The organism is Pantoea sp. CTOTU49201 (assembly GCF_032054795.1).
GTDB classification, from domain to species: Bacteria; Pseudomonadota; Gammaproteobacteria; order Enterobacterales; family Enterobacteriaceae; genus Pantoea; species Pantoea symbiotica.
The window spans coordinates 1-3,505 of record NZ_DAMBSA010000454.1 but is presented as its reverse complement, the minus strand read 5'-3'; the positions used below and the strand labels follow the sequence as shown (position 1 = coordinate 3,505).

Here is a 3,505-nt window from a genome sequence, read left to right as displayed (position 1 = left end):
GCCACTTATTTCATTCCTGGAACTTCATATGTGGCGTAATTCCACACAGCATTTCGGCGCGGTCTCCATTTTATTGCATTGGCTTATGGCGCTGGCTATTTACGGCATGTTTGCTCTGGGTTTGTGGATGGTCGGATTGGGTTATTACGACGGCTGGTATCACGACGCACCCGAAATTCATAAAGGCATCGGCATACTGCTGTTTGCTGCGCTGCTGCTGCGCCTCGGCTGGCGAATTATTTCACCGCCACCCAAACCATTGTCGAGCTATTCACCTGCCGTACGGCGCGGTGCCACTGCCGCGCATTGGATGTTATACGGCTTGCTAATTGTGCTGCTGTTCAGCGGTTATCTCATTTCCACCGCCGATGGCAAACCGATCTCCGTATTTGGCTGGTTTGAGGTTCCCGCTCTGTTCAGCGGTGCCGCGCAGCAAGCAGATCTGGCGGGCGACATTCATCTTTGGCTGGCGTGGGGTTTGGTGCTGTTCTCTGCACTGCACGCGCTGGCAGCCCTGAAACACCATTTTATTGACCGTGATGTGACACTGAAAAGGATGTTGGGTTACCGCATCCCGTTAACCTCTGAAAAGGAAAAGTAACATGCTAAAGAAGACATTATTGGCAGTAGCAGCGGCCGGCTTATTGAGCGCCAGCCTGACGGCCAGCGCAGCTGATTACAAATTTGATAAGGAAGGCCAGCACGCGTTTGTTCAGTTCCGCATTCAACATCTGGGCTACAGCTGGTTGTACGGTACCTTTAAAGATTTTGACGGCAGCTTCACGTTTGATGAAGCCAATCCTGCGGCAGACAAAGTCAACGTGACCATCAACACTAACAGCCTCGATACCAACCATGCTGAACGTGATAAACACCTACGCAGCGCGGATTTCCTCAACACCGGTAAGTTCCCGCAGGCGACCTTTGCTTCTACCGCTGTGAAGAAAGACGGCAAGGATTACAAAATCACTGGCGACCTGACGCTGAATGGCGTGACCAAGCCCGTGACGCTAGATGCAAAATTGATGGGAGAAGGCAAAGATCCGTGGGGCGGCTATCGTGCAGGATTTGAAGCCAGCGGTGAGATCGTGTTGAAAGAGTTCAACATCAGCAAAGATCTTGGCCCGGCATCGCAGAAAGCTGAATTGATTATTTCGGTGGAAGGTGTGCGTAAGTAAACCAAATACAGCCTGAAGTGTGCTGACTTCAGGCTGTTTTGCGCTTATTTTTTATCTGGCGCGGGAATCGCCATCGTCATGTTCAGCAAACCGCGTGATTTGTTAAACACCTTGTTGCCATTTTCACGGCCCGCACGGCGTGCGCGCTGCTCTTCTGGCGACAAAGTTGACTCTTCCATGCAGATTGGGCTGCAGCAGTTGTTGTACTTTTCAGCACAGTTTGGGCACTGAATGAACAACAAATGACAGCCATCATTGATGCAGTTGGTGTGGCTATCGCAAGGCGTGCCGCACTGATGACAGCTGGAAAGAATATCGTCGGAAATACGCTCGCCCATGCGTTCGTCAAAAACAAAGTTTTTGCCCTTGAAACGCACCGGTAAGCCCTGCTCGCGCGCGCGACGGGTGTATTCAATAATCCCACCTTCAATGTGATAAACATCATTGAAGCCGTTGTGCTTCATCCAGGCGCTGGCCTTTTCACACCGAATGCCGCCGGTGCAGTACATGACAATCTTTTTGTCTTTCTGATCCTGCAGCATATCAACGGCCATCGGTAGCTGATCGCGGAAGGTATCGGCCGGCACTTCCATGGCATTATCGAAACGCCCCACTTCATATTCGTAGTGGTTACGCATATCCACGAACAGCGCATCCGGATCGTCGAGCATCGCGTTAACGTCAGCGGCTTTCAGGTAAGCGCCCACATCGCTGGCATCGAAGCTATTGTCTTCAATCCCATCCGCCACAATGCGCTCACGCACTTTCAAGCGCAGCACCCAAAAAGATTTACCGTCATCATCCAGCGCAATGTTCATGCGCAGGTTATTCAGCGCTGCATCAAAGGCATACAAGGCTGCCTTCATCTTTTCGTAGCGGCTGGCTGGCACGCTGATTTGCGCGTTGATACCTTCATGCGCGACATAGACGCGACCAAACACCTTGAGTTTGGTTAACTCAACGTAAAGGGCATCACGGAAGGCTTTAGGATCGGCGATCTGGAAGTATTTATAAAAAGAGACTGTGGTACGTGGTTCGGTTTCCGCCAACATACGTTCCTTCAGCTCTTTATTGGAAACAAGGTTATGTAACACTGGCATGGTGTTCGTCCTGTTAGCAATCAGAGAAATTTAGCGCGCGTATCATACCCGAATTCTGCCGGATACAAAAATTTTGGTGTGATAAGCCTGACCAGTGCAATTACAGGCGCATTTCTGCGACACAATTGCGTTTTCGTGCGCATACCTGCTGCCAGATAGCTGTCCACGGTCTATGCTTGATTTCAGCCAGAATGAAAAAATGGCATAATGACAAAAAATTACAGAAACCGGACTCTCTGGCATAAGACGCAGGATACTGACATTTCCATGACTCAACTTCCCAAACTCACCCGTGAACTCCTCTATCCACGCTATTGGCTGACCTGGCTCGGCATTGGTTTCCTCTACCTGCTGGTGCTGTTGCCCTATCCGGTGTTGCATGCCATTGGCTGCGGACTGGGTCGTATTGCCATGCGTTTCATGAAACGCCGTGTAGAAGTGGCGCAGCGCAATCTGGAAGTGTGCTTTCCCACCATGCCGACCAATGAACGCGACGCGATGGTGAAGCACAATTTTGAATCGGTGGGCATGGGACTGATTGAAACCGGCATGGCGTGGTTCTGGCCAGACTGGCGCATCCGTAAATGGGTCACCACCAGCGGTCTTGAACATGTTGCTAACGCACTGGCAGAGAAGCGCGGCATATTATTAATTGGTATGCACTTTCTGACTCTGGAATTGGGCGCGCGGGTATTTGGTATGCATAACCCAGGCATTGGCGTGTATCGTCCGAACGACAATAAGCTCATCGACTGGCTGCAAACCTGGGGCCGCATGCGTTCCAATAAAAGCATGCTGGACCGCAAAGATCTGAAAGGCATGATTCGCGCCATGAAGAACAACGACATTATCTGGTATGCACCGGATCATGATTATGGCCCGCGTAGCAGCGTATTTGCGCCTTTCTTTGCGGTTCAGGACGCGGCGACAACCACCGGTACCCATATGTTGATTCGTCTGGCAAATCCCAGCGTGGTGCCATTCCTGGCGCGACGCCTGCCCAATGCGCGCGGCTATGAGCTGAAAATGATGCCTGATATCCGTGATAAATTTACTCTGGAATCAGAACTTGAGACCGCTGTGGTGATGAATAAAGTGGTGGAAGAGACGGTGTTACTGGCTCCGGAGCAATATATGTGGCTGCATCGTCGTTTTAAAACCCGTCCGCAAGGTGAGCCTTCGGTTTATTAATGTGATATGGGGCATGATTGCGTGCCCCACGTCCTT

4 protein-coding genes are annotated in these 3,505 nt (G+C 51.1%); 3 read left to right on the top strand and 1 reads right to left on the bottom strand.

The window, feature by feature from the left end:
- The first annotated feature begins 28 nt into the window (after positions 1 to 28).
- A complete protein-coding gene (locus RTY00_RS21995; protein ID WP_312666230.1) occupies positions 29 to 601 on the top strand; it encodes a cytochrome b in 573 nt (190 codons plus the stop codon).
- Between the two features lies 1 nt (position 602).
- Entirely contained in the window at positions 603 to 1,178 is a 576-nt protein-coding gene (locus RTY00_RS21990; RefSeq protein WP_008103126.1) for a YceI family protein, read from the top strand.
- A gap of 44 nt (positions 1,179 to 1,222) precedes the next feature.
- Here the strand turns inward: RTY00_RS21990 and RTY00_RS21985 are convergent, their stop codons facing one another.
- Positions 1,223 to 2,278: a rhodanese-related sulfurtransferase gene (locus RTY00_RS21985; RefSeq protein WP_312666229.1), complete on the bottom strand. Its 1,056-nt coding sequence runs from the start codon at positions 2,276 to 2,278 to the stop codon at positions 1,223 to 1,225.
- Positions 2,279 to 2,545: 267 nt separating this feature from the next.
- Here RTY00_RS21985 and RTY00_RS21980 point away from each other — a divergent pair, with 267 nt between their 5' ends.
- A complete protein-coding gene (locus RTY00_RS21980) occupies positions 2,546 to 3,469 on the top strand; it encodes a Kdo(2)-lipid IV(A) acyltransferase (protein WP_008103130.1) in 924 nt (307 codons plus the stop codon).
- The last annotated feature ends 36 nt before the right edge of the window (positions 3,470 to 3,505 follow it).